General features: G+C 72.7%; 19 protein-coding genes and 1 pseudogene. 5 read left to right on the forward strand and 15 right to left on the reverse strand.

The genetic code is table 11. The annotated features are described in order from the left end of the window. Positions 1-76 precede the first annotated feature (76 nt). From IE265_RS07630 to atzF, 4 genes are all read left to right on the forward strand, one after another. Complete coding sequence (locus IE265_RS07630; RefSeq protein WP_190034605.1) at positions 77-901, forward strand: urea amidolyase associated protein UAAP1; 825 nt, start codon at positions 77-79, stop codon at positions 899-901. Then, positions 898-1,617 carry an urea amidolyase associated protein UAAP2 gene (locus IE265_RS07635; protein WP_229916081.1) on the forward strand — a complete coding sequence of 240 codons (720 nt, stop codon included), beginning with the start codon at positions 898-900 and terminating at the stop codon, positions 1,615-1,617. Before IE265_RS07630 ends, IE265_RS07635 begins: the two co-directional genes overlap by 4 nt. After that, the gene (uca, locus tag IE265_RS07640; RefSeq protein ID WP_190034606.1) at positions 1,614-5,189 is read left to right on the forward strand and encodes an urea carboxylase; all 3,576 of its coding nucleotides are present in this window, start codon (positions 1,614-1,616) and stop codon (positions 5,187-5,189) included. The genes IE265_RS07635 and uca overlap by 4 nt, the downstream gene beginning before the upstream one ends. A 191-nt stretch (positions 5,190-5,380) precedes the next feature. After that, positions 5,381-7,078 (forward strand): allophanate hydrolase, encoded by a 1,698-nt coding sequence (gene atzF, locus IE265_RS07645; protein WP_190034607.1) that lies wholly within the window; start codon positions 5,381-5,383, stop codon positions 7,076-7,078. Between the two features lie 271 nt (positions 7,079-7,349). Here atzF and IE265_RS07650 read toward each other — a convergent pair whose 3' ends face one another. The 12 genes and pseudogenes from IE265_RS07650 to IE265_RS07705 form a co-directional block, all read right to left on the reverse strand. Then, a complete protein-coding gene (locus tag IE265_RS07650; RefSeq protein WP_190034608.1) occupies positions 7,350-10,208 on the reverse strand; it encodes a DEAD/DEAH box helicase in 2,859 nt (952 codons plus the stop codon). A 105-nt stretch (positions 10,209-10,313) separates the two neighbouring features. Further along, the gene (locus IE265_RS07655; protein WP_190034609.1) at positions 10,314-11,204 is read right to left on the reverse strand and encodes a diacylglycerol kinase; all 891 of its coding nucleotides are present in this window, start codon (positions 11,202-11,204) and stop codon (positions 10,314-10,316) included. A gap of 31 nt (positions 11,205-11,235) precedes the next feature. Continuing rightward, positions 11,236-12,189, reverse strand: a complete 954-nt coding sequence (gene tatC / locus IE265_RS07660) for a twin-arginine translocase subunit TatC (RefSeq protein ID WP_190034610.1) — start codon at positions 12,187-12,189, stop codon at positions 11,236-11,238. A gap of 47 nt (positions 12,190-12,236) precedes the next feature. Next, the gene (tatA, locus tag IE265_RS07665) at positions 12,237-12,527 is read right to left on the reverse strand and encodes a Sec-independent protein translocase subunit TatA (RefSeq protein ID WP_190034611.1); all 291 of its coding nucleotides are present in this window, start codon (positions 12,525-12,527) and stop codon (positions 12,237-12,239) included. A gap of 234 nt (positions 12,528-12,761) precedes the next feature. Then, complete coding sequence (locus IE265_RS07670) at positions 12,762-12,956, reverse strand: hypothetical protein (protein WP_190034612.1); 195 nt, start codon at positions 12,954-12,956, stop codon at positions 12,762-12,764. A gap of 9 nt (positions 12,957-12,965) precedes the next feature. Beyond that, positions 12,966-13,226: a hypothetical protein gene (locus IE265_RS07675; RefSeq protein ID WP_373302916.1), complete on the reverse strand. Its 261-nt coding sequence runs from the start codon at positions 13,224-13,226 to the stop codon at positions 12,966-12,968. Between the two features lie 313 nt (positions 13,227-13,539). Beyond that, positions 13,540-14,467 (reverse strand): annotated as a pseudogene (locus IE265_RS07680) (helix-turn-helix transcriptional regulator); the annotation flags it as partial. Positions 14,468-14,533: 66 nt separating this feature from the next. After that, positions 14,534-15,487, reverse strand: a complete 954-nt coding sequence (locus IE265_RS07685) for a helix-turn-helix transcriptional regulator (protein WP_190034615.1) — start codon at positions 15,485-15,487, stop codon at positions 14,534-14,536. Between the two features lie 167 nt (positions 15,488-15,654). Further along, positions 15,655-16,026, reverse strand: coding sequence for an FKBP-type peptidyl-prolyl cis-trans isomerase (locus IE265_RS07690; protein ID WP_190034616.1), 372 nt, complete (start codon positions 16,024-16,026; stop codon positions 15,655-15,657). 88 nt (positions 16,027-16,114) lie between these two features. Then, entirely contained in the window at positions 16,115-17,116 is a 1,002-nt protein-coding gene (locus IE265_RS07695; protein ID WP_190034617.1) for an FKBP-type peptidyl-prolyl cis-trans isomerase, read from the reverse strand. A gap of 127 nt (positions 17,117-17,243) precedes the next feature. Then, a complete protein-coding gene (gene pafA / locus IE265_RS07700) occupies positions 17,244-18,605 on the reverse strand; it encodes a Pup--protein ligase (protein WP_190034618.1) in 1,362 nt (453 codons plus the stop codon). A gap of 9 nt (positions 18,606-18,614) precedes the next feature. Continuing rightward, positions 18,615-19,874: an MFS transporter gene (locus tag IE265_RS07705; RefSeq protein WP_190034619.1), complete on the reverse strand. Its 1,260-nt coding sequence runs from the start codon at positions 19,872-19,874 to the stop codon at positions 18,615-18,617. Between the two features lie 165 nt (positions 19,875-20,039). On the opposite strand from IE265_RS07705, the gene IE265_RS07710 reads away from it, so the two are divergent. Continuing rightward, a complete protein-coding gene (locus tag IE265_RS07710) occupies positions 20,040-21,056 on the forward strand; it encodes a LacI family DNA-binding transcriptional regulator (RefSeq protein ID WP_190034620.1) in 1,017 nt (338 codons plus the stop codon). Positions 21,057-21,166: 110 nt separating this feature from the next. Here the strand turns inward: IE265_RS07710 and prcA are convergent, their stop codons facing one another. From prcA to IE265_RS38235, 3 genes are all read right to left on the reverse strand, one after another. Beyond that, positions 21,167-21,937 carry a proteasome subunit alpha gene (gene prcA, locus IE265_RS07715; protein ID WP_190034621.1) on the reverse strand — a complete coding sequence of 257 codons (771 nt, stop codon included), beginning with the start codon at positions 21,935-21,937 and terminating at the stop codon, positions 21,167-21,169. Positions 21,938-21,998: 61 nt separating this feature from the next. Continuing rightward, positions 21,999-22,844 (reverse strand): proteasome subunit beta, encoded by an 846-nt coding sequence (prcB, locus tag IE265_RS07720; RefSeq protein WP_190034622.1) that lies wholly within the window; start codon positions 22,842-22,844, stop codon positions 21,999-22,001. Further along, positions 22,796-23,002: an endonuclease domain-containing protein gene (locus IE265_RS38235; protein WP_308434778.1), complete on the reverse strand. Its 207-nt coding sequence runs from the start codon at positions 23,000-23,002 to the stop codon at positions 22,796-22,798. The genes prcB and IE265_RS38235 overlap by 49 nt, the downstream gene beginning before the upstream one ends. Between the last annotated feature and the right edge of the window lie 274 nt (positions 23,003-23,276).

Consider the following 23,276-nt stretch of genomic DNA (forward strand, 5'->3'; position numbering starts at 1 on the left):
GGGCAACGGCGCGGACCCGCCCGCCTCCTAATTTCTGTCGGGCGACAGAAATGACATCGGAGCCGGAGGTCCCGCGATGGCGACAGCGACCACGTACGGAGCCCGTGCCCACGCCCGGGCACAGGAGAGCACGCGCACCGAGGCCATGCCGGTCGTGCCGGCCGGCGACTGGCCCGCACCGCCCTGCGAGGCGGGCCACCTGGTGTGGGCCGAGACCGTCGCGGGCGGCGGCTACACGCACCGCGTCCTGGCCCGCGGGACCGAACTGCGCCTGACCGACCTCCGGGGCGACGCATGCGCGCATCTGCTGCTGTACGCCGCCGACCGGCCCTGGGAGCGGCTGAACGTGGCCGACACGGTCAAGGTGCAGTGGAACGCCTACCTGGGAGAGGGCAGGCTGCTCCTCTCCGACCAGGGCCGCGTCCTCGCCTCGCTGACCGCCGACACCTCGGGGCGGCACGACGCGCTGTGCGGCACCTCCACGCTCGTCCGCAACACCCTGCGCTACGGCGACGGCACCCCGCAGTCCGCCTCCCCCGCCGGACGCGAACTGTTCAAGCTGGCCGCGGCCAAGAACGGCCTGGAACCGCGCGACCTGCCGCCCTCGCTCTCCTTCTTCCAGGGCGTGGAGGTGGGCGGCGACGGCTCGCTCGGCTTCACCGGTTCGGCGGGCCCCGGCGGCAGCGTCACCCTGCGGGCCGAGCAGGCGGTCACGGTGCTCGTCGCGAACGTGCCGCACCCGGCGGACCCCCGCCCCGAGTACGTCAGCACCCCGCTGGAGGTGCTCGCCTGGCGCGCCTCGGCCACGGGGCCCGGCGACCCCCTGTGGGACGCGACGCCCGAGGGCCGCCGCGCCTTCCTCAACACCACCGAATTCCTCGCCGCCAGGGGGCTCGCATGAGCACGCACACGGGCACGGCCACAAGTACGGGCACGGACAAGGGCGCTGACGCGCACCCGGCCCCGTACAGGAGGACCAGGACGCACATCGACACGGACACGGGCACCGTCGTCCCGGCGCGTGCCGCCTGGTCGTCGGTCGTCCGGGCCGGGGAGACGCTGACGGTCACCGACCTGCACGGCAACCAGGCCGTCGACTGCCTCGTGTACGACGCCCACGACACGGCCGTCCGCTACAGCGCCCCCGACACCGTGCAGGCGCAGGGCGGCATCTTCCTCACCGCGGGCAGCGTGCTGATGTCCAACGAGCACACCCCGCTCATGACCGTCGTCGAGGACGAGGTCGGCCGGCACGACACGCTCGGCGGCGCCTGCTCCAAGGAGTCGAACACCCTCAGGTACGGCCACCACACGTGGTCGCAGCACGCGTGCGTGGACAACTTCCTCGCGGAGGGAGCCCGCCACGGCCTGGGCAAGCGCGACCTCGTCTCGAACATCAACTGGTACATGAACGTGCCGGTGGAGCCGGACGGCACCCTCGGCATCGTCGACGGCCTCTCCGCACCCGGCCGGAGGCTGACGCTGCGGGCCGAACGGGACGTGCTCGTCCTCGTCTCCAACTGCCCCCAGGTCAACAACCCGTGCAACGGATTCGAGCCGACGGCCGTCGGCATGACGATCACCGCGGCGGGCGGCCCGGACGGAGGTGCCCGATGACCTTCGACACGCTCCTCGTGGCCAACCGGGGCGAGATCGCGGTACGGATCATCCGCACGGCCCGGCAACTGGGCCTGCGGACCGTCGCGGTGTACTCCGACCCCGACCGTTCCGCGCCGCACGTCCGGCTGGCGGACGAGTCCGTACGGCTCGGCCCCGCGCCCGCGAAGGAGTCGTACCTCGACGCCGACCTGGTGCTGCGCGCGGCCAAGGACACCGGCGCGGGCGCGATCCACCCGGGCTACGGCTTCCTGTCCGAGGACGCGTCCTTCGCCCGGCGCTGCGAGGACGCCGGCATCGTGTTCGTCGGCCCGACGCCCGGTCAGCTCGAACTGTTCGGCGCCAAGCACACCGCGCGGGCCGCGGCCGAGGCGGCGGGCGTCCCCCTCGCCCCCGGCACCGGGCTCCTCGGCTCGCTCGGCACCGCCCTCGCCGAGGCGTCCGCGATCGGCTACCCCGTCATGCTCAAGGCCACCGGCGGGGGCGGCGGCATCGGCATGTCGGCGTGCCGGTCCGCCGACGAGCTCACCGACGCGTGGGAGCGGGTGCAGCGCGTGGCCGCGGCCTCCTTCTCCTCCGCGGGCGTCTTCCTCGAACGCCTCGTGGAGCACGCCCGGCATGTCGAGGTGCAGGTCTTCGGCGACGGCGCGGGCAAGGTCGTGACCCTCGGCGACCGCGACTGCTCCCTCCAGCGCCGCAACCAGAAGGTGGTCGAGGAGGCCCCCGCGCCCGGCCTGCCCGACCGGGTCCGCGCGCGGCTCGCCGACTCGGCCCGCGAGCTGTGCGCCTCGGTCGGCTACCGCTCCGCCGGGACCGTGGAGTTCGTGTACGACGCCGCCCGCGAGGAGGCCTACTTCCTGGAGGTCAACACCCGTCTCCAGGTGGAGCACCCGGTCACGGAGGAGGTCCACGGCGTCGACCTCGTCGCCTGGATGCTGCGCCTGGCCCGCGGCGAGGCGGACGTCGTACGCGACCAGGGCGAGCCGCGCGGCCACGCCGTCGAGGCACGGCTGTACGCCGAGGACCCCTCGCGCGGACACCGCCCCAGCGCCGGGCTGCTGACCCGGGTCGCGTTCCCGGACGGCGTCCGCGTGGACGGCTGGATCGAGACGGGCACCGAGGTCACCACGGCGTACGACCCGATGCTCGCCAAGATCGTCGCGTACGGCTCCGACCGGGCCCAGGCGCTGGAACGGCTGGACGCCGCGCTCGCGGCGACACGGGTCGACGGCATCGAGACCAACCTCGGACTGGTCAGGGCAGCCCTGGCGGACGCCGGCTTCCGGGCCGCCGCGCACTCCACCGGCACCCTCGGGGGCATCGGCGACCCGACGCCCCGGATCGAGGTCGTCGCCGGCGGCACCCTGACGACGGTGCAGGACTGGCCGGGACGCACCGGGTACTGGCAGGTGGGCGTGCCGCCGTGCGGGCCGATGGACGACCTGTCGTTCCGGCTCGGCAACAGGGCGCTCGGCAACGACGAGGGGGCACCGGGCCTCGAATGCACCCTCCAGGGGCCGACCCTGCGCTTCACGCACCCGACGACCGTGTGCGTCTCCGGCGCCTCGGCGAGGGTCACGCTCGACGGGGCCGAGGTCCCGCAGTGGGAGCCGGTGACGGTCCCCGCGGGCGGCGAACTCGCGGTCGGGGCCCCCACGGAGCACGGACTGCGGACGTACGTCCTCGTCGCGGGCGGCGGGTTGGACGTACCGCCCCACCTGGGCAGTGCCGCCACCTTCACCCTGGGCCGGTTCGGCGGGCACGGGGGGCGGGCCCTGCGGACGGGCGACGTCCTGCACGGCGGCGCCGCGGTCGTCCCCGGCGGGCCGGTGCCCGCGCCCGAACGCCCGGTGCTCGGGTCCGGATGGTCGATCGGCGTCCTCGAAGGCCCGCACGCGGCACCGGAGTTCTTCACCGAGGAGGACATCCGCGAGTTCTACGCCGCCGAGTGGAAGGTGCACTTCAACTCGGCGCGCACGGGTGTGCGGCTGGTCGGGCCCAAGCCCCGCTGGGCGCGCGCCGACGGCGGCGAGGCCGGCCTGCACCCCTCCAACATCCACGACACGCCCTACTCGGTGGGTGCCGTCGACTACACCGGCGACATGCCCGTGCTGCTGGGCCCGGACGGGCCCTCGCTCGGCGGGTTCGTGTGCCCGGCGACCGTAGCGACGGGGCAGCGGTGGAAGCTGGGGCAGCTCCGCCCCGGGGACACCGTGCGGTTCGTGCCGGTGACCGTGCCCGAGGCCGCGCGGCTGCGGCGCGCCCCGGCCGCCGAGCCGGTGGCCGACCGCCCGGAGATCGCCGACGGCGGCGTGCTGGCGCGGGACGCCGACGTGACGTACCGGCGCGGCGGCGACGACAACCTGCTCGTCGAGTTCGGGCCCATGCAACTGGACCTGGCCCTGCGGATGCGGGTGCACGCGCTGATGGAGGCCGTGTCGGCGGCCGCGCCGCCCGGCGTCGCGGACATCACGCCGGGCATCCGCTCGCTCCAGGTCCGGACGGACCCCGACGAGCTGCCCCTGCCCGAACTCCTCGCCCTGGTGCGCGGGATCGTCGCCGCCCTGCCGCCGGCAGACCGGCTCGTGGTGCCGTCCCGCACCGTCCACCTCCCGCTGTCGTGGGACGACCCGGCGACCCGCGAGGCCATCGCCCGCTACATGGCGGGCGTGCGCGACGACGCCCCCTGGTGCCCTTGGAACATCGAGTTCATCCGCCGGGTCAACGGCCTGGACTCGGTCGCCGACGTGTACCGCACGGTGTTCGACGCGGAGTACCTGGTCCTCGGCCTGGGCGACGTGTACCTCGGGGCGCCGGTGGCGACGCCGCTCGACCCCCGCCACCGGCTCGTCACGACCAAGTACAACCCGGCGCGGACCTGGACGGCCGAGAACTCGGTCGGCATCGGCGGCGCGTACCTCTGCGTCTACGGCATGGAGGGGCCCGGCGGCTACCAGTTCGTCGGCCGCACCACCCAGGTGTGGTCGGGCTGGCAGCAGCGCGGCGCCTTCGAGCCCGGCTCGCCGTGGCTGCTGCGCTTCTTCGACCGCGTCAAGTGGTATCCGGTGGAGGCGGACGAACTGCAGGAACTGCGCGCCGACATCATCTCCGGACGGTTCGTGCCGAGGATCGAGGAGGGCACCTTCTCGCTCGCCTCCTACGAGGCGTTCCTCGCCGACGAGGCCGAGTCCATCGAGGAGTTCCGGGTCCGGCAGGGCGCGGCCTTCGCCGCCGAACGGGACGCCTGGGAGGCGGCGGGCGAGTTCACCCGGGCGGAGGCCGTCGCGGCTGCGCCCGTGTCCTCCGCCGAGGTGGCGGTCCCGCCGGGCGGCCGCCTCGTGGAGGCCGAGTTCGCCGCGTCGGTGTGGCAGCTGAACGTCGGCGTGGGGGACACCGTGACCGAGGGGCAGCCCCTGCTGGCGCTGGAGGCGATGAAGATGGAGTCCCGGGTCCCGGCGCCCATGGACGGAGTGGTCGTCGAACTCCTCGCCTCCCCCGGCGACCAGGTGGAGGCCGGAACGGCCCTGCTCGTGCTGGGACCGGCGGCGGGACCGGCCGTGCCCTCCCCCTGAGCCCGATCCGCCCCTCCGGCGGCCGGGCGCCCGGGCTTCCGGGCACCCGCCCTCCCCGCTCCGCAAGGATTGCCCCCGGTCCACGCGCATCGGACCGGGGGCGCGCACACCGCTCCGGTACGCCGGAGCGCGGCCGTGCCACGACCGGCCGGCCCGCCGACCACCCCGCACCCCCGAGCAAGGAGCACCGGATGTCGACCCGGACCCGGGGCACGGCCCCGACCCCCGTCCTGACCCGTGTCCGCGCGGCCTACGCCCGCGTCGAGGCGGTCGACCGCCCCGAGATCTGGATCGATCTGCGTGCCCGGCCCGAGGTGGAGGCCGAGGCGGCCGGGATCGACGCCCGGCTCGCCGCGGGCCACCACCTCCCCCTCGCGGGGCGCCTGCTGGCGGTGAAGGGCAACATCGACGTCGCCGGACTGCCCACCACGGCGGGCTGCCCGGCCTACTCGCACCGGCCGGAGACCGACGCCCCGGCGGTGGCCCGGCTCCGCCTGGCGGGCGCCCTGGTGCTGGGCACCACGAACCTGGACCAGTTCGCCACCGGCCTGGTCGGCACCCGCTCCCCGTACGGCGCCGTCCGCAACGCGTACGACCCGCGGCGCGTCAGCGGCGGCTCCAGCTCGGGCAGCGCCGTCGCCGTGGCCCTCGGCATCGTGGACCTGGCGCTCGGCACGGACACGGCCGGGAGCGGCCGGGTGCCCGCCGCGTTCAACGGCGTCGTCGGCCTGAAGCCCACCCGGGGGCTGGTCCCCACGGAGGGCGTGGTCCCGGCCTGCGCCTCCCTCGACTGCGTGACCGTGTTCGCCCGCACCCTCGCACAGGCCCAGGAGGCCCTTGCCCACATGGCCTCGCCCGCCGGCCGGGCGGCCCGACCGGTCCCGGGGCGCGCTCCGGGCCCGTGGCGTGTCGCCGTCCCGCCGCGTGAGCGGCTCGGCGCGCTGGACGAGGGCTGGGCGGAGGCCTTCGAGGCGGCCGCCGCACGGCTGCGGGACGCGGGGGCGGAGCTGCGCCCGCTCGACCTGACGCCCTTCACGGAGGCGGCCGCCCTGCTGTACGAGGGCGCGTTCGTGGCCGAGCGGTACACGGCGGTCGGCGACTTCGTCGACAAGTCGCTCTCGGCGGGCGGGGCCGGTCTCGATCCGACCGTCGCCGGCATCATCACCCGCGCCCGGGACATCCCCGCCCACCGGCTGTTCGCCGACCAGGACCGGCTGGCCCGCCTGCGGACCCGCGCGCTGGCGGAACTCGGCGACGCGGACGCCCTGCTGCTGCCGACGGCACCGGGCCACCCCACGCTCGCGGAGGTGGCCGCCGACCCGTTGGGAGCCAACGCGCGCCTCGGCCGCTTCACCAACTCCACGAACCTCTTCGACCTGGCCGCCGTTGCCGTCCCGGCGGGTGAGGTGTCCGGGCTGCCCTTCGGGGTGATGCTGGTCGGCCCGGCGTCCACCGACGAACGCCTCGCCCTGATCGCCCGCGCCCTGGAGGCACCCGAGGTACGGCTCGCCGTGGTCGGCGCGCATCTCTCCGGCCAGCCGCTGAGCGGTCAACTCCTGGCGCTGGGCGCCACGCTGGACCGTACGACGACGACCGCGCCCGTGTACCGGCTGCACGCCCTGGCCACCGAGCCGCCCAAGCCCGGCCTCGTCCACGTGGGCGAGGGCGGGGGCGGTGCGGCGATCGAGGCCGAGGTGTGGCGGCTGCCCGCCGAGGGGCTCGGCCGGCTGCTGGCGGCGCTCCCCCGGCCGATGGCGCTGGGCCGGGTGGAGCTGGCCGACGGCACCGCGGTACCCGGCTTCCTGTGCGAACCGGCCGCCCTTGAGGGCGCGCGGGACATCACCGCCTGCGGCGGCTGGCGGGCCCACCTGTCGTCACCGGACGCGTGACCGACACCCGCGGGTCCCCGGCCGGGGACGCCACGCGATGAACCCCGTTCCGCCACGCACACACCGGACCGCGCGCGGGAAGCACACCGGATCGCGGCGCGTCCGGGGGCGCCCCGGTTCCCGCGCCCCGTCCGGTCCGGCGACCTGCCCGGTCGGGTGACCCGCGGCCCACCGGCCGGCCACCCGTACCGCCGCTCACCGCCGTGCCCCGCCGCCCCCGGAAGACCCGTGGCTCCCTCCGGGAGCGTCCGCGGGTCCGTCCGAGGGGCGCTCAGCCCACCGAGGAGTACGCGACCACTCCGCGCAGGAGTTGGTCGACGGCCTTGCGCGCGTTCTTCGCCACCGTGGAGTCCGCCTTGGAGACGGGCGCCGCGGCCGAGATCTGCCCCAGCACGTCGATGACCTGCTTGCACCAGCGCACGAAGTCGCCGGCGGGCATCTCCGCCTCGCGCAGCACCTCGTCGAGCCCCTTGCCGGAGGCCCACTGGTAGGCCGCCCAGGCGAAGCCCAGGTCGGGCTCGCGCTGGCCGACGCCCTCGGTCTGCGTGATGCGGAAGTCCTCCTCCAGGGCGTCGAGCCGCCCCCAGATGCGGACCATCTCGCCCAGCGCGGCCTTCGCCCGCCCGGCCGGCAGCTTCGGCGCCATCGCGTCGTCGCCCGCCCGGGACTCGTACACGAGAGCCGAGACGCACGCGGCGAGTTCGGCAGGGTCGAGTCCCTCCCAGACGCCCTCGCGCAGGCACTCGCTGGACAGCAGGTCCATCTCGCCGTACAGCCGGGCGAGCCGCTTGCCGTGCTCCGTGACCTCGTTGCCGCGCAGGTAGTCCAGCTCGGTGAGGAGCGCGACGATACGGTCGAAGGTACGGGCGATGGTGTTCGTCCGGCCCTCGATGCGCTGCTCCAGCTGCGCGGTGTCGCGCCGCAGCCGGTGGTACCGCTCCGCCCAGCGGGCGTGGTCCTCGCGGTCGCTGCACCCGTGGCAGGGGTGCGCCCTGATCTCCGTGCGCAGCCGCGCGATCTCGCGGTCGTCGGCGGCCTCGGCACGCCCCCTGCGGTGCCGTTCGGGCACGATGTGCCCGGCCTTGGTGCGCAGCGCGGAGGCCAGGTCGCGGCGCGACTGCGGCGAGCGCGCGTTGAACGACTTCGGGATGCGCATCCGCTCCAGCGCCTCGACGGGCACCGGGAAGTCCGTGGTGTTGAGCCGCTTGACCTGGCGCTCGGCGGTCAGCACCAGCGGACGCGGGCCGTCGTGGTGCTCGAAGCCGCGGTGCCCGTTGGACCGTCCCGCAGGGAGTCCCGGATCGAGCACGAGGGCGAGCCCCGCGAACTTGCCGGTCGGCACGTGGATGACGTCGCCCGGCTTGAGCCGCTCCAGGGAGACGGCCGCCTCGGCCCGCCGCTGGGTCGCCCCCTGCTTGGCCAGCTCCGTCTCGCGGTCCTTGAGGTCGCGGCGCAGCCGCGCGTACTCCTCGAAGTCCCCGAGGTGGCAGGTCATCGACTCCTTGTAGCCTTCGAGCCCCTCCTCGTTGCGCTGCACCTGACGGGAGATCCCGACGACGGACTTGTCCGCCTGGAACTGCGCGAACGAGGTCTCCAGCAGCTCGCGCGAACGGTGCCGCCCGAACTGCTCGACCAGGTTCACCGCCATGTTGTACGACGGCTTGAAGCTGGAGCGCAGCGGATACGTGCGGGTGCCCGCGAGGCCGGCCAGGTGGTCGGGGTTCATGCCGCGCTGCCACAGCACCACGGCGTGGCCCTCGACATCGATGCCGCGTCGGCCCGCCCGGCCCGTGAGCTGGGTGTACTCGCCGGGGGTGATGTCCGCGTGCTGCTCGCCGTTCCACTTGACGAGCTTCTCCAGCACCACCGAGCGGGCGGGCATGTTGATCCCGAGCGCGAGCGTCTCGGTGGCGAACACGGCCTTCACCAGACCGCGTACGAAGAGCTCCTCGACGACCTCCTTGAAGGTCGGCAGCATGCCCGCGTGGTGGGCGGCGATGCCCCGCTCCAGGCCTTCGAGCCACTCGAAGTAGCCGAGGACGTGCAGGTCCTCGTCGGGGATGGACGCCGTGCGCTCCTCGACGAGGGCGCGGACCCGTTCCCGTGCCTCGTCGTCGTTGAGCCGCAGGCCCGCGTACAGGCACTGCTGGACGGCGGCCTCGCAGGCCGCGCGGCTGAAGATGAACGTGATGGCGGGCAGCAGCCCCTCGGAGTCGAGCCGCTCGATGACCTCGGGCCGGCCGGGTGTCCACACCCGGGACCGCTGGCGCCGCTCGCGCTCCCGGTCGGCGTCGCGCATGGCGCGCCCCCGCTTGCGGTCCTGGTACGAGGGACGGCTCGCCTCCATGCGCGCCAGGCGCGTGAGGTCGGGGTTGACGGCCTTCTTGTGGCCCTCGCCCTCCTCGAAGAGGTCGTACATCCGCCGCCCCGCGAGGACGTGCTGGAACAGCGGCACGGGCCGGTGCTCGGAGACGATCACCTCGGTGTCGCCGCGCACGGTGTCGAGCCAGTCGCCGAACTCCTCCGCGTTCGACACGGTCGCCGACAGCGAGACCAGGGTCACGGACTCGGGGAGGTGGATGATCACTTCCTCCCAGACGGCGCCGCGGAAGCGGTCCGAGAGGTAGTGCACCTCGTCCATGACGACGTAGCCGAGGCCGAGCAGGGTCCGTGAGCCCGCGTACAGCATGTTCCGCAGCACCTCGGTGGTCATCACGACCACCGGCGCGTCGGAGTTGACGCTGTTGTCGCCGGTGAGCAGACCCACCTTGTCCGCGCCGTAGCGGCGGGCCAGGTCGGCGTACTTCTGGTTCGACAGCGCCTTGATGGGCGTGGTGTAGAAGCACTTCTTGCCCTGCTGGAGGGCGAGGTGGACGGCGAACTCGCCGACGATCGTCTTCCCCGAGCCGGTGGGCGCGGCCACCAGCACGCCCTTGCCGGCCTCCAGGGCCCGGCAGGCCTCGATCTGGAAGGGGTCGAGGCCGAAGTCGTACATCTCGCGGAAGCCCGCGAGAGCGGTGGCCTGCTCGACGGCGCGCTTCCGTGCTGCCGCATACCGCTCGGCGGGTGAGAGATCCTCTGTCATCGTGCTTTCGAGACTACCGGCCGCCGCTGACAACAGGACGATCATTATTCGATCGGAGCCCGCCGATCCGGAGCGCTGCGGTCCGGGACCCGGCGGCCGTCCCCGGCGAAACGCCCCGGGAGCGGGCGCCGAAGGGGCCCCGGGGCCCTGTCAGAGCCCGGCCACCCGCACGGCGCCGCGTACGCACCGGGCGGTCAGCGGCAGCGCGCCCAGCGGCTCCCCGTCCGCGTACCCGGTGATCCCGTCGGCCGCGAGTTCGACCTTCGCGGCCCGGTGCACGGTGACCTTGGGATGGCTGAGATGGGTGCCCTTGTAGACCCGCGGGAAGACGGTGAGCAGGGTGCTGCGGCTGCAGTCGCCGACCACCGTGACGTCGAAGAGCCCGTCGGTGGGATCGGCGTCCGCGCATATCCTCATGCCGCCCCCGTAGGAGCTGCCGTTGCCGACGGCCACGAGCGTCGCCTCGATCTCCCGCACCTCGCCGTCGTCGAGGGTCAGCCGGTACGGGATGGGCTTGAGCGAGGCGAGTTCGGCGAGCATCGCGAGGTCGTACCGGAAGCGGCCCACGGGCCAGTTCATGCGGTTGCCGCGGTCGTTGACCCGGGAGTCGAACCCGGAGGCGAGGACCGTCCCGAACCAGGTGCCGTTCACGAGCCCCAGGTCGATGTCGCGCAGCCGGTCGCCCTTGAGCGCGTCCGCGACGATGCGGCCCGCGGCGGCCGGGTCGCGCACGGGCAGCCCGAGCGTGCGCGCGAAGTCGTTGCCGGTGCCGACGGCGACCAGGCCCAGCGGGGTCCGCGTGCCGGCGACCGCCTGGAGCGCGAGGCTCGCCATCCCGTCGCCGCCGACGGCCACCAGGGCCCCCGTGCCGCCCCGGACGGCGGCTCGCGCGCGGGTGAGGGCGTCCGCGGCGTCCTCGCCGAGGATCGTGCGCACGGAGAAGCCCGCCGCGCGGAGAGCCGAAGCGGCCGGCTGCGCCGCGTGGGCGCCCCGGCCGCGTCCCGCGGTGGGATTGACGAAGAGGGTGATCTCGCTGGTCACGGGCCGGACCCTACAAGATCGCCCGCCCTCGTCAGGTCACGTCGTCATAACCGTTGACGCGGTCCCGCTCGGAGTCCGCCTGCGCGGGCAGCGCGCGCGGCCCGGGCACGGTCTCGATCTCGCCGATGTCCTCGGGGGTGAGGTCGAGTTCGGAGGCCTCGTCGTCGTCCGGCCCTTCGGCCTCGCGGCGGGCCCTGCGGCGGTCGTTCAGCAGGGAGATGCCCGCGGCGGCGAAGTACAGGACCCAGATGGGGCCTGCCAGCGCCAGCATCGTCAGCGGGTCGGTGCTGGGCGTGGCGACCGCCGCGAACACGGTGATGCCCATGATCATGGCGCGCCACCAGCCGAGCATCCGCCTGCCGGTGATCACCCCCGCCATGTTGAGCATCACCAGGAGCAGCGGCAGCTCGAAGGAGAGGCCGAACACGACCACCATGCGGGTCACGAGGTCGAGCAGGTCGTCCAGGGGCAGCAGGTTGTCCACGCCGAACGGCGTGAACTCCATCAGCACCTTCGCGGTGGTGGGCAGCACCTTGTACGCGAAGAAGGCGCCGCCGAGGAAGAGCGGTACGCCCGACGCGACGAAGCCGTAGGCGTACTTCTTCTCACTGCGGTGCAGGCCCGGCGCGACGAACGCCCACAGCTGGTAGAGCCAGACCGGGGAGGCCAGCACGACACCGGCCATCAGCGACACCTTGAGCGCCAGCGTGAAGGGGCCGAGGAGGCCGTTGATGGTGATGCGCGCGCAGGGTTCGTCGGAGGTCGACTTCGCCAGCTCTTCGAAGGTCTTCCCGCAGCCCACCTCCTTGAGGATGGGCTCGGTGAAGAAGTTGATGATGTCGTTGTAGAAGAAGGCGGCGACGATCGTGACGAGGACGATGGCCAGCATCGCCTTCGCGAGCCGGTTGCGGAGCTCGCGAAGGTGCTCCGCGAGCGGCATCCGCCCCTCGGGATCCTTCTCCTGCTTGCGGGCGGACTTGAGCAACCCACGTTCCCATCTCGTGCGGCGGGCCGGAGGTCACCGGCCCTGCGTCAGCGCTTGGTCGTGTCCGTCGGCTCGGCCACCGGGCGCGAGCTGGTCACGTCGCCGGGAGCGGCCTGGATGGTGCGCTGGGCCGGGGGCTGCTGGTCGTCGTGCGGCGGGGCGGCGGGGGCGGATGCGCTGTCCTGGCCCTCGGTCTTCATCGCCTTGGCCTCGCTCTTGAGGATGCGAGCGGACTTGCCCAGGGAGCGAGCCATGTCCGGAAGCTTCTTCGCGCCGAACAGCAGGATGATGACGACGAGGATGAGAATGATCTCGGGAGCGCCGAGCCTTCCGAACATAAGTCTTTACCTTCTCACCGAGGCGGCGTGGTTGGGTGGCTGCCCGACCGGTCGGACACCTGTCCGACGATCGTGCCGGCAGCGATCGTAACGCTCGGGGGTGAACGCGAAGCAATCCCCGTGCGTACTCCCGTTCCGCGACCCGCGCCTCGTTCTCCGGGCCACGATCAGCAGCGTACCTGCCGCGCCTGCGCCTCTGACAGGTCGCAGTGGCTCAAAGAGAGCGCGCCACGGTCAGAGGGCGTCCGCGGAACGGGCCACGCCGACGGACGCGCGTTCCAGGTCCTCGGCGGCCCGGTTGATCCTGCGCGTGGATTCGGCGACCTGGCTGCCCAGTCGCTCCGCCTCGACGAAGACACGGACGGCGAGGACGCCGATGACGGCGATTCCCAGGAAACCCGCAGCGATGGCGAGCATCGGCCAGAACATGGCCCGAGCCTAGACGGTGGGGTGCAGCCGCAGAGTGCGCACCCCTCCACCGGTGAGGAGTTCGACGATGCGCTCCCCCGCCGGCTTGCGCACCGCGGTGCCGCACTCCGGGCAGGTGAACGAGTAGAAGGTGGTCCGGTGCGTGGCCCCGATGGCGAGCCGGAACGCCGCCGCGGCGAGTTCGAACCCGCCGCGGCAGTCGGGGCAGGCGACCCTGAACACCACGGGACGCGCCCGGGTCATCCCCGAGAACGCGGACGCCACGGACATCTCCCTGGTACCGGCCGTCGGCGACGCGCTCACAGACCCTGCTCCTGCCTGTCGTACATCTCGTCCCGGACCGCGCGCGGTCCGGAGTCCGGGCGGGGTACGGCCCCGACTCCGGTCGCGGTGCCGGTCACGCTCCCCGCGTCCGTGCGCGGCTCCGTGCCGCCGGTCCCGGTCTGCGCTGCCGCGCCCTTCGGGGCCGGAGCGGCCTTCGGCGCGGGGGCGGAGTCGGGCGCGGGGGCGGAGTCGGGCGCGGGGGCGGCTTGAGGCGCGGGGGTGGCCCGCGGCCGGTCCGGCGCCGGGTACGCGTCCTGGGGCGCGTCGTAGGCGAGCAGTGCCTCGCGGGCCGCCTGCCGGGCGCTGTCCGCGACGTCCTGCGGCGACACGATCCGGCCGTCGCGACCCAGCCGCAGCGCGAGCCGCCGCAGCGACCCGGGATCGGGGGCGCGCAGCGTGATGCGCAGACCGCCGTCGGGCAGTTCCTCCGCGCTGTCGTGAGGGTAGTACTCGGCGACCCAGCGCCCGCCGGGACCGACCTCGATCACCACCTCGGGGTCCTCCGCGGCCGGCTGCACCAGCGCTTCGGAGAGGTCCCGCAGTTCGATCTCGGGAGGCGCGGACGGCTCGTCGAGGATCTTGATCTCGGCCACCCGGTCCAGCCGGAAGGTGCGCCGGGCCTCGGAGCGGCGGCACCAGGCCTCCACGTAGGTGTGGCCGACGCTGACCAGTCGGATCGGGTCGATCTCCCGCTCGCTCAGCTCGTCCCGCGAGGGCGAGTAGTAGCGGATCCACAGCCGGCGGCGCTCGGAGATGGCCCGGTCGACGTCCGCGAAGACACCGCCCTCGGACTCGAAGGTGACCGAGAGCCGTGAGCTGGCCCCGGCCGCCTCGCCCGCGGCCGCCTCCACCTTCGCGGTGGCCCGCAGCAGCGCCTGCCGGTCGCCCTCGCGCAGCCCGGGCAGGGTCGACACCGCGCGGGCGGCCACCAGGAGGGCGGTCGCCTCGTCGGCGGCGATCCGCAGCGGCTCGGCGGCCTCGGCGGCCAGCGCACCGGGATTGCGCCACCAGATGCGGTCGCCGTCCGTGTCGATGTCGAGCAGGTCGCCGCCGCGGAAGCTGGTCCCGCACAGCGGCAGTACGTCGAGGTCGGAGATCAGCTCGTCCTCGGTGATGCCGAAGGCCCGGGCGACGTCCTCGACGCGGGCGCCGGGGCGCTCGCGCAGATACGTCACCAGGGAGAGCATCCGCCGGGTCTGGTCGATCGCGTTCGTGGGCCTGGCCGGTTTTCCTGCCACGTTCCTGTGTTCCCCTCAGCCCTTGGCCACTGCGCGCAGCCGGTCCACGACGTCGGCCCGCAGCTCGGCGGGTTCGAGGACCACCACGTCGGGCCCGAACTCGACGAGCCAGGCGTCCAGGCCGTGGCCGTACGGAATCTCCAACTCGTCCCAGCCGTCGCCGAGTTCCCGCACCGAGGCGGACTTGGCGCGCAGCGGGTATCCGGAGCCCGAGCGCAGCCGGATCAGCGCGGTGCGGTCGGCGATGTCCCCGGCCCAGCCCGCGACGGTCTCCCGCACGGTCACGACGTCGGGCACCGCGGCCGTGTACGCGCCGTTGCGCGCGCGGACCTTGCCGGTGATCCGGGAGAGCCGGAAGACCCGCTCGGCACCCCGGTCGCGGTCCCAGCCGGCCAGGTACCAGTGGCCGCGCCAGCACTCCAGGGCCCAGGGCTCGACCTGGCGGGGCTCGGGCCGGGCCGCGGTGGCCTTGCGGTAGTCGAAGGTGACCGGCCGCCGGTCGCGGCAGGCGAGCATGAGCGGCTCGAAGGCTGCCTCGTGCACCGGGATCCGCGGCTCCAGGGCTCCGTGCGCCTCGTACGGGTCGACGCCCTCGGGCAGCCCCGCGGCGCGCAGCTTCTGCAGGGCGCCGCTGGCCGCGCCCGCGAGGCGGGCCTGCTGCCAGACCTTGGCGGCCAGGCCCAGGGCCGCGGCCTCCTCGGCGTCGAGGGTGATCGGCGGCAGGCGGTTGCTGTCGCGGCGCGCCAGGTAGCCGACCTCGCCGTCGAGGTTCTCGACGGTCTCGATCACCAGTCCCAGCTCGCGCAGGTCGTCCTTGTCGCGCTCGAACATGCGGTTGAAGGAGTCGTCCGAGCCGGCTTCCAGATAGGCCTCGATGGACTCGCGCAGCTCGCGCTTGCTGAGCGGCCGCCGCGTCCCGAGCAGACACAGCGCCAGGTTCATCAGCCGCTCTGCCTTGGCAATGGCCATCGATGCCCTTCCCTATGGTGCTTCCGATCGTCGACCGTACCGCCCCGGGGTGTCGGGGCAAAAGCCGAGGGCCCATGCCCGGACAGGCATGGGCCCCAAGTGATCAACTCCGGTCAAGCGGTGATCACCCGGCTGGTGGGGGCGGACCGGAGCCCGGTCCCCGACGCTCAGACCGCGACGAGATCGCAGACGAAGATCAGCGTCTCGCCGGGGCCGATACGGCCGCCGGCACCGCGGTCGCCGTAGGCGAGGTGCGCGGGGATGACCAGCTGGCGGCGGCCGCCGACCTTCATGCCCTGCACGCCCTGGTCCCAGCCCGCGATGACCTGGCCGACGCCCAGCTGGAACTTGAGCGGCGTACCGCGGTTCCAGGACGCGTCGAACTCCTCGCCGGTGGAGAAGGCCACGCCGACGTAGTGGACGGAGACGGTGTCGCCCGCCTTGGCCACCTCGCCCTCGCCCTCCCAGATGTCCTTGATCTCGAGGTCCGCCGGGGGCTCGCCGCCCGGGAAGTCGATCTCGGGCTTCTCGATGCTCACGTCTCTAGCTCCTGCTTGTGTACGGCACGTGTTCGCCGCGCCTGTCGGTCAACAGGGCGACCCGGACAGTCTTGCACTTCCGGCGGGGTCACATCTTCGCGAGGATGTCCACGGAGAAGACCAGCACCGAGTCCTTCTTGATGCCGCTGCCCTGCGGCGGGCTGTCCCCGTAGCCGAGGGCCGGCGGAACGACGATCAGCACACGGCTGCCGACCTTCTTGCCGGTCAGTCCCTGCGCCCAGCCCTTGACGACCTGCGCCAGCGGGAACGAGGTCAGCTGCCCGCGGCTGTAGGTGGAGTCGAACTCCTTGCCGTCGGCCCACAGCACGCCCTTGTACTGGACGAGCAGGCTGTCGCCCTCGCCGACCTCGGCGCCGTCGCCCTCCAGGATGTAGTCGGCGACGAGCTTCGTCGGCGCCGCCTTCTTCGGGACGTCGATCGAGGGCGCCTTGCCGTCGGTGTTCGTGCCCACCTTCGGCAGGGCCGCGTCGTTCTGCGGGACGACCTTGCCCTTGGCCGAGCTCTTGCTGTTGAAGGTCTCCTCGATGTCGACGACGAAGACCAGCGTGTCGGTGCCCTTGATGCCCGCCGCCTCGTTGCCCGTCGTCCCGTAGCCCCAGGTCGGCGGCACCGACATCTGCACGCGGCTGCCGGTCTTCTTGCCCGTCAGCGCGTACCGCCAGCCGTCGATGATCTGGCCCTGCGCGAGCTGGATGACCAGCGGCGTCTTGCGGTCGTACGAGTTGTCGAAGACCTTCGCCGTGGCCCAGACCTGGCCCAGGTAGTTGGCCTGGATGAAGTCGTTCTCGGCGACCGTGCTGCCCGTGCCCGGGATGACCGTCTTGACCGCGAGGTCCTTCGAGGGGTCGCCGGTGCCCTTGGCGACCGTCGGCTTCTCACCGAACTTCACCCCGGCCGTGATGGCCGGCAGCGGCCCGTCGACGATCTTCGGCGGCGGGGGCGCGGACGCCGAGGCCGAAGGGGACGGGCTTTCGCTGGGCTTCGCCTTGTCCGACTTGTCGTCGTCACCGCATCCGGCGAGTGTGACCAGTCCAGCGGGAACAGCGAGAAGGAGTGAGCGTCGGCGCACGGTGGGGGCCTCGTATCGGTCGATCTTGGTTGATGGCGTGCGCGCAACTCTACGACGTGAGAAGGGCGCCGCACGGACAACGTACGGCGCCCCGCGTTGCGTTCCGGGAGTCCCGGGACGCGTGTGGTCACATTCCGGCGATGAGCTTCTCCACCCTGTCGTCCACCGACCGGAAGGGGTCCTTGCACAACACGGTGCGCTGTGCCTGGTCGTTGAGCTTCAGGTGGACCCAGTCGACGGTGAAGTCACGGCGCTGCTCCTGCGCCCTGCGGATGAAGTCGCCGCGCAGTCGGGCCCGAGTGGTCTGCGGCGGTACGGACTTCCCCTCGAAGATCTTCAAGTCGTTGCAGATCCGCGCGGCTTGCCCGCGCTTCTCCAGCAGGTAGTACAGACCCCGGCGACGGTGGATGTCGTGGTAGGCGAGGTCTATCTGCGCGACGCGCGGGTGCGACATCGTCATGTTGTGCTTGGCGCGGTACCGCTCGATGAGCTTGTGCTTCATGACCCAGTCGATCTCGGTGCCGATGCGGTCGAGGTCCTCGGCCTCGATCGAGTCGAGCACCCGGCCCCACAGCTCCAGCACCTGGTCGACGGTTCCGGTACGGATGCCGCGGCGCTCGACGAAGTCCACGGCCTTCTCGTAGTACTCGCGCTGCACCTCCAGCGCGGAGGCCTCGCGGCCGCTGGCCAGGCGCACCTTGCGCCGGCCGGTGATGTCGTGGCTGACCTCGCGGATCGCCCGAATGGGGTTCTCCAGCGTGAGGTCCCGCATGACGGTGCCCGCCTCGATCATGCGCAGCACCAGGTCGGTCGCGCCGACCTTGAGGAGCATGGTCGTCTCGGACATGTTCGAGTCGCCGACGATCACATGCAGACGGCGGTAGCGCTCGGCGTCCGCGTGCGGCTCGTCCCGGGTGTTGATGATGGGCCGGGAACGGGTCGTCGCCGAGGAGACGCCCTCCCAGATGTGCTCGGCCCGCTGGCTCACGCAGAACACGGCACCCCGTGGTGTCTGCAGCACCTTGCCGGCGCCGCAGAGGAGCTGCCGCGTGACGAGGAACGGGATGAGGATGTCCGCGAGCCGGGAGAACTCCCCGTGGCGTGCCACCAGATAGTTCTCGTGGCAGCCGTACGAGTTGCCGGCAGAGTCGGTGTTGTTCTTGAAGAGATAGACGTCGCCCGCGATTCCTTCCTCGTGCAGGCGTCGTTCGGCGTCTACCAGGAGTCCTTCCAGAATGCGCTCGCCGGCCTTGTCGTGGGTGACGAGTTCCGTCACGTTGTCACATTCGGGAGTCGCGTATTCCGGATGTGATCCCACGTCGAGATACAGGCGGGCGCCGTTTCGCAGAAAGACATTGCTGCTGCGGCCCCATGACACGACACGGCGGAAGAGGTACCGCGCCACCTCGTCGGGAGACAGGCGCCGCTGTCCCCTGAACGTACACGTGACGCCGTACTCGTTCTCCAGCCCGAAAATGCGGCGGTCCATGACTGAACATTACGCCTGATGCCCTGCGCTGAAACGGGGTTCGGCGGCACCGTTTCGATCATTTTCCGAACTTCCCTCAACCACCGCACCGCCGCCCGTAGCTGCGAGGACCCGCCCGGTGGCCAGCAGGACGAGCAGCGCGACACCGCCCGCGACGGCCGGCACCGCGAAGCCCCGGACGGCCCCGCCCCACTGGACGACCGGCCCCGCGAGGCCCGTTCCGACCGACGCGCCGACGGTGAACGTCGTCACCAGCCACGAGAACGCCTCGGTGACCGTGCCCCTCGGCGCGTGCCGGTCCACGATGATGAACGCGCAGGCGATGCAGGGCGCGAGGAACACCCCGGCGAGCGCCACCAGCGCGGTCATCGCGACCGCGCCCGGCACCAGCATCAGCGGCAGGTAACAGACCGCCAGCAGCCCCACCAGCACCCGCAGTCGCCGCTCCGGCGCCCCGGCCCACTGCCGCGCCCCGTACACCGTGCCGCCCACGAGCGCGCCGAGGCCGAGAGCCGCCATCAGCCAGCCGTACGTCGCGTCGCCGCCGTGGTCGTCCGCGTACGAGATCGACGCGACCGTGATGGAGCCGAGCGCGATGCCGACGAAGAGGAAGGCCCCCAGCAGCGCCAGCAGCCCCGGCGAGCGCAGCGCCCCCAGCCAGTGCGCCTCGCGCGGCGCCGAACGCCAGGCGCGCGAGGGGTGCGAGAGCACCACGGACAGGGCGCCGAGTACGCCGATGACGTTGAGGACGATCAGAGCCGCCTGCGCCGACCACACGGCCACGCAGAGCGTCACGAGCAACGGCCCGACGGTGAACATGACTTCTTGCGCCACCGCGTCCATCGCGTACGCCGTGTGCACCTGGTCCTGCCTGCGCAGCACGGCGGGCCACAATGCCCGGAGCCCGCCCTCCAAGGGCGGGGTGAACAACCCGGCGACGACGGTCAGCGCGTACGCGAGCGGAAGCGGCTCGATGCCGGCGAGGGCCAGCCCGGTCATCCCGAGGGCCGAGACGAGAGCGGCCGGAAGCTGGACACGCGGCTGGCCGTACAGGTCGACGAGCCGGCCCAGCAGCGGCTGCCCGACGGCGTTGGCCACGCCGTAGACGGCGGCGAGCGCTCCGGCGAGGCTGTAGGTGCCGCCCGCGGCCCGGACGAACAGCACGATGGCGATGGCGCCCGTGGCGTTCGGCAGCCGGCCCACCAGGGTGCCCACGAGGAGCCGCGTGGCATGCCTCGTCCGGAGGATCTCCAGATATCCCGTGGCCATGTCCTGCCCCTCTCGGCCCCGCGGCCGCACCGGCCGCCCGCCGGGCCCCGGCAGGGGTCGCGGAGGCGGTGGGAGCGGCGGAAGCGCGGAAGTTTTACGTATAACGTCGCTCGTCATACGTACCATGAGCGCAGTCCGCGAGTCCAGCAGAAAGACAGGTCACCGGTGGCCGCAGGCAGCCCCCGCCCCACGAGCCGCGACGTCGCGCAGGCCGCCGGAGTGTCCCAGGCGGCCGTCTCCCTCGTGCTCGGCGACAAATGGCGCGGCCGCGTCTCCGCCGGCACCGCCGAGCGCGTGCGCGAGGCCGCCAGGGAGCTGGGCTACCGGCCCAACCTCGCCGCCCGCAACCTGCGCCTGGGCAGCACCCGCACCGTCCTGCTCGTCGTGCCCGCCCTCACGACCGAGTTCTTCGCCGGCGTCTACACGGGCGCGGCCCGCGTGGCCGCCCGGCACGGCTTCGGTGTCGTCCTCTACCCCTCCCCCGAGGGCATCGGCCCCGCCCGCAACCCCTTCGCCTCCGCCCAGGCCGCCCTGGACGGGGTGATCGCCTCCTCGATGGCCGCCGAGGCCCTCACCGCGATCCGCGGCGACCAGCTCCCCCTCGTCATGCTGGACAGCGATCCCGCGGCCGGCACCGGCGCCGCCACCGTCAACCTCGACATCCGCGACGGGGTCCGCCAGGTCGCCGAACACCTCCTGGCACTGGGCCACCGCCGCTTCCTCCACCTCGCGGCCGACATCCCCTCCTGGACCTTCGAGGTGCGCGCCGGAGAACTCGCCGAACGCCTCGCCGCGGTACCCGGCACCGACCTGCGCACGGCCACCGCCGCGATCTCCATGGACGGCGCCCGCGCCGCCTGCGAGGCGGCCCTCTCCGCTCCCGGCCCCCGGCCCACCGCGGTGGTCTGCGACGACGACAAGCTGGCGGCGGGCTGCTACAAGGCCGCCCGCCGGCTCGGCCTGCGCATCCCCGAGGACCTGTCCGTCACCGGCCTCGACGACCTGGCCCTGGCCAGGGCCATCGACCCGGAACTGACCACCGTGCGGCTGGAGGCCGAACTCTTCGGCGAACGCGGCATGGAGGCCCTCCTCGCCGTCATGGACGGCCGCGAACCCGCTCCGGGCGACATCCCGGTCCGGCTCGTCACCCGGGGCTCCACAGCCCCACCGGCCGCCCTCTGAGCCGCCCTCGCGCCGCTCACGGCCCACGGCCCACCACGAAACGCGCCCCGACCCACCCGGGCCGGGGCGCGCACACGTACGTCTCGGAACGCCGGTCGACGACGAGGAGGTCACTCCTCCCCGTCGGCCTCCGCGGTCTCCTCGGCCTCGTCCGCCTCGGCCTCCGCGGCGGTGGACGCCCCACCGACCTCCAGGAGCCGATCGAGCTGACGGCCGACGATGCGCTTGAACTTGCGCTGCTGCGGACGCGTCCGGTCCAGCACCGCGACCTCCAGCCGCTCCGCCGGAATCTCCCGCTCACTGCCGTTGGTGTCGCGGGACAGGGCCTGTACGGCCAGCTTGAGCGCCTCCGCCAGCGACATGCCGTCCTGGTGCCGCTGATCCAGGTACGTGCTGATCTGCTCGGCGTTGCCGCCCACCGCGACCGAACCGTGCTCGTCGACGATCGACCCGTCGTGCGGCAGACGGTAGATCTGGTCGCCCTCGGGCGTGTCCCCCACCTCGGCGACGACCAGCTCCACCTCGTACGGCTTCTCGGCCGCGGACGAGAAGATCGTGCCGAGGGTCTGGGCGTACACGTTGGCGAGACCGCGGGCGGTCACGTCGTCGCGGTCGTAGGTGTAGCCCCGCAGATCCGCGTAACGGACACCGCCGATCCGGAGGTTCTCGTACTCGTTGTACTTGCCGGCGGCCGCGAAGCCGATCCGGTCGTAGATCTCGCTGAACTTGTGCAGCGCACGGGACGGGTTCTCGCCGACGAACACGATGCCGTCGGCGAACTGCAGCACGACGAGGCTGCGACCGCGGGCGATGCCCTTGCGGGCGTACTCGGCCCGGTCGGCCATGGCCTGCTGGGGTGAGACATAGAACGGCGTCGACACCGGTTATCCGTCCCTTTCTGTCGAAGTCACTGGATCACCTTGATGCATCGGGGGCCGCGGCTCAGAGCAGCTCGGCGCGCGGGCCGTCGGGCTGCTCCAGACGCCGGGCCAGGATCGCGCGGGCGATCTCGGACGACTCGTCGTCGGTCAGCCTGCGGAAACCCTCTTCGGTGATCACGGTGACGATCGGGTAGATCCGGCGCGCGACATCGGGACCACCGGTCGCCGAGTCGTCGTCGGCCGCGTCGTACAGCGCCTGCACGACGAGCGTCGTGGCCTGCTCCTCGGTCAGGTCCTTGGCGTAGAGCTTCTTCATGGCGCTCCGGGCGAAGAGCGAGCCGGAGCCCGTGGCGGCGTAGCCGTGCTCCTCGGAACGGCCGCCCGTGACGTCGTACGAGAAGATGCGGCCCCGCTCCCGGTCCACGTCGTAGCCCGCGAAGAGCGGGACCACCGCCAGTCCCTGCATCGCCATCGCGAGGTTGGACCGGATCATCGTGGACAGGCGGTTCGCCTTGCCCTCCAGGGAGAGCGTGGCGCCCTCGACCTTCTCGAAGTGCTCCAGCTCCAGCTGGAACAGCTTCACCATCTCGACGGCCAGGCCCGCCGTGCCGGCGATGCCCACCGCCGAGTACTCGTCGGCCGGGAAGACCTTCTCGATGTCGCGCTGGGCGATGACATTGCCCATGGTGGCCCGCCGGTCGCCGGCGAGGACGACACCGCCGGGGAACGTGACGGCCACGATGGTCGTGCCGTGCGGCGCCTCGATCACCCCCTGGACGGGCGGCAGTTGCCGCATGCCGGGGAGCATGTCCGGCTGGTGCTCGGAAAGGAAGTCCATGAAGGACGACGACCCTGGCGTCAGGAAGGCAGCCGGTAGACGCCCGGTGCTACGAGTGTTGGCTTCCACGGGGATCCTTCCAAGTAGGCGGCAGCCCGACGAACAGTGTCGGGATGATCTCCCAACTTGCCGATGGCCGAATTGCAGTTGAAGCACAGTACGCCACGGACACTACCCGCCCTGTGGCAGTGATCCACATGAATGGCGGGAGCTTTCGAACAGATCACTCGGAGCCCTCGTCACGAGGCGGCCGCCTCGTCCCGGGACGGCCTCGGTGAGACCGTGCCGACGCCTCGGCTGCCGCGCGCCCCTCGACCGCTCCGCCCACCCTGCAACGCGTCGGGAGACCGTCGGAGGCGGTCGCATCGGGGTGCCGGTCGCCGCGGGGCTCGGCCTCCCCCGCGGCCCCGGCGGAATTCATGGCCCTCGGGCGCATTCACCCTCGGGCCGTCGCCGTTGCCTTCTCGCCCGCCACCGGGTCCGGCGGTATTCCGCCGGAAC

The sequence above is a fragment of the Streptomyces fructofermentans genome (assembly GCF_014651055.1).
GTDB classification, from domain to species: Bacteria; Actinomycetota; Actinomycetes; order Streptomycetales; family Streptomycetaceae; genus Streptomyces; species Streptomyces fructofermentans.

Excerpts from the sequence above, each read along its gene's own strand:
- IE265_RS07650 (WP_190034608.1), bottom strand. The coding sequence starts at position 10,208 with ATGATCGTCCTGTTGTCAGCGGCGGCCGGTAGTCTCGAAAGCACGATG.
- IE265_RS07675 (WP_373302916.1), bottom strand. The coding sequence starts at position 13,226 with ATGTCCGTGGCGTCCGCGTTCTCGGGGATGACCCGGGCGCGTCCCGTG.
- IE265_RS07630 (WP_190034605.1), top strand. The coding sequence starts at position 77 with ATGGCGACAGCGACCACGTACGGAGCCCGTGCCCACGCCCGGGCACAG.
- IE265_RS07705 (WP_190034619.1), bottom strand. The coding sequence starts at position 19,874 with ATGGCCACGGGATATCTGGAGATCCTCCGGACGAGGCATGCCACGCGG.
- IE265_RS07670 (WP_190034612.1), bottom strand. The coding sequence starts at position 12,956 with ATGTTCTGGCCGATGCTCGCCATCGCTGCGGGTTTCCTGGGAATCGCC.
- IE265_RS07685 (WP_190034615.1), bottom strand. The coding sequence starts at position 15,487 with ATGGCCATTGCCAAGGCAGAGCGGCTGATGAACCTGGCGCTGTGTCTG.
- pafA (WP_190034618.1), bottom strand. The coding sequence starts at position 18,605 with ATGGACCGCCGCATTTTCGGGCTGGAGAACGAGTACGGCGTCACGTGT.
- atzF (WP_190034607.1), top strand. The coding sequence starts at position 5,381 with ATGTCGACCCGGACCCGGGGCACGGCCCCGACCCCCGTCCTGACCCGT.
- uca (WP_190034606.1), top strand. The coding sequence starts at position 1,614 with ATGACCTTCGACACGCTCCTCGTGGCCAACCGGGGCGAGATCGCGGTA.
- tatA (WP_190034611.1), bottom strand. The coding sequence starts at position 12,527 with ATGTTCGGAAGGCTCGGCGCTCCCGAGATCATTCTCATCCTCGTCGTC.
- IE265_RS07635 (WP_229916081.1), top strand. The coding sequence starts at position 898 with ATGAGCACGCACACGGGCACGGCCACAAGTACGGGCACGGACAAGGGC.